This is a genomic window from Pseudonocardia sp. SID8383, assembly GCF_009864975.1.
Lineage (GTDB): Bacteria > Actinomycetota > Actinomycetes > Mycobacteriales > Pseudonocardiaceae > Pseudonocardia > Pseudonocardia alni.
Genome location: NZ_WWFY01000532.1, coordinates 1 through 2389 on the forward strand (window position 1 = coordinate 1; position 2389 = coordinate 2389).

The 2389-nt window shown below is 74.7% G+C and carries 1 protein-coding gene; it reads right to left on the bottom strand.

Going from position 1 to position 2389, the window contains the following annotated elements; all coding sequences use genetic code 11:
- Positions 1–2389, bottom strand: a 2389-nt coding sequence (locus tag GTW08_RS13200; RefSeq protein ID WP_161151984.1) for a type I polyketide synthase, incomplete at both ends; no start/stop codon positions are given.

A 2389-nucleotide genomic window follows, 5' to 3' on the forward strand; every position in this document is an offset into this window, starting at 1 on the left:
GGCGGGGACGGCCGGGGCCTGCTCGAGGATCGTGTGCACGTTGGTGCCGCTGATCCCGAACGACGACACCGCCGCCCGGCGCGGGCGGCCGGTCTCGGGCCACGCGGTGCGCTCGGTGAGCAGGTCGATCGCCCCGGAGGACCAGTCGACGTGCGTGGAGGGCTGGTCGATGTGCAGCGAGCTGGGGACGACACCCTCCTGCAGCGCACGGACCAGCTTGATCACGCTCGCGACACCGGAGGCCATCTGGGTGTGCCCGATGTTGGACTTCACCGACCCGAGCAGCAGCGGCCGGTCGGTGTCCCGGTCCCGCCCGTAGGTCGCGAACAGCGCCTGGGCCTCGATCGGGTCGCCCAGCGCGGTGCCGGTCCCGTGGCCCTCCAGGACGTCGATCTCCTCCGGTGCGACCCCGGCCCCGGCGAGCGCCTGGCGGATCACGCGCTGCTGGGACGGGCCGTTGGGCGCGGTGAGCCCGTTGGAGGCACCGTCCTGGTTGACCGCGGAGCCACGCACGACGGCCAGTACCTCGTGCCCGTTGCGGACCGCGTCGGACAGTCGCTCCAGCAGGACCAGACCGACGCCTTCGGCGAGTGTCATGCCGTCGGCGCCGTCGGCGTAGGCCTTGCAGCGGCCGTCCTCGGCCAGCGCGCGCTGGCGGCTGAACCCGACGAACGACATCGGGGTGGACATGATGCTGACGCCACCGGCCAGGGCGAGGGTGCTCTCCCCGGTGCGCAGCGACTGGCACGCCAGGTGCATCGCCACCAGCGACGACGAGCACGCGGTGTCCAGGGTGACGGCCGGGCCCTCGAAGCCGAACAGGTAGTTGACCCGCCCGGACAGCACGCTCGGGAGCGTGCCGGTGATCATGTGGCCCTCGGCCCCCTCGGCGGCGGGCGCCCCGGAGGCATAGTCCTGGTAGCTGGCGCCGATGAACGTGCCGGTCCGGCTCCCACGCTGCGCGGTCGGGTCGATGCCGGCGTGCTCGAAGGTCTCCCAGGTGGTCTCCAGCAGCAGCCGCTGCTGCGGGTCCATCGACAGCGCCTCGCGCGGCGAGATCCCGAAGAACCCGGGGTCGAAGTCGGCGACGTCGCGCAGGAACCCGCCCTGCGTCGAGTAGGTGTGCCCGGCCCGGTCGGGGTCCGGGTCGTAGAGCGATGCGGCGTCCCAGCCGCGGTCGTCGGGGAACCCGGAGATCGCGTCCACCTCGTCGAGGGCGACCCGCCACAGGTCCTCGGCGGAGGCGACCCCGCCGGGGTAGCGGCAGCTCATGCCGACGACGACGATCGGGTCGTCCTGGTCCTGGGCGGCCGCGGTGGACCCGGCGCCGGCCGCGACCGGGGTGGCCCCGGCCAGCTCGGCCCTCAGGAACTCGGCGAGCGCCGCGGGTGTCGGGTGGTCGAAGACCATCGTCGAGGGCAGCGTCAGGCCGGTGACCGAGGCGAGCCGGTTCCGCAGCGCGACGGCGGTCAGCGAGTCGAACCCGACGTCGCGGAACGCCCGCTGGTCGGTGAGGTCGTCGGCGGAGGCCATCCCGAGCACGCCGGCGGCCTCGGCCCGGACCACGTCGAGGACGCGGCGCAGCGCCTCGGCGTCGGTCAGCCCGTCCAGCGTGGCGGCGAACTCGCCCGCGGCGACCGTGCCCGCGGTCCGTTCCGCGGCGGCGGTGAGCGCCACGACCTCGGGGATCTCGTCGTAGAGCCGTGTGGGCCGTCCGGAGGTGTAGACCGGGTGGTAGGTGTCCCAGTCGACGTCGGCGACCGCGACGACGGTCTCGGCGTCGTCGAGGGCCCGCTCGAGCCCGTTCAGCGCGAGCTGCGGGTCCATGAACACCAGGCCGCTGCCCCGGATGGCGGCCGGGTCGACCCGGCCGAGCTTCAGGTCGTCGGCCCAGATGCCCCAGGCGATCGACGTGGTCGGCAGGCCGCGGGCCCGCCGGTGCTCGGCGAGGGCGGCGAGGTGGGCGTTGCCCGCGACGTAGGCGGCGTGCGCCCCGCTGCCCCACATGCCCGCGGTGGAGGAGAACAGGACCACCTCGGCTGGGTCGCCGCCCCGCTCGTCGAGCAGCTCGGTCAGCACCTGCGCGCCGGTGACCTTGGCGTGCAGTACCCGGGCGAGCTCCTCCTGGGTCGTGGCGTCGAGGGTGGCGAGCTCGATGGTGGCGGCGGTGTGCAGGACGGTGCGCACCGTGGCGCCGTGGGCGTCGAGCCGCTCCAGCAGGCCCGCGACGGCGGCGCGGTCGGTGATGTCGCAGGCCACGGCCTCGACCGTGGTGTCGCTGCCGTCGAACTCGGCGAGCAGCTCGGCCGCGCCGGGGGCGTCGGGGCCACGGCGCGACAGCAGCACGACGTGCTCGGCGCCCCGCTCGGCCAGGCGGCGCGCCAGGTGC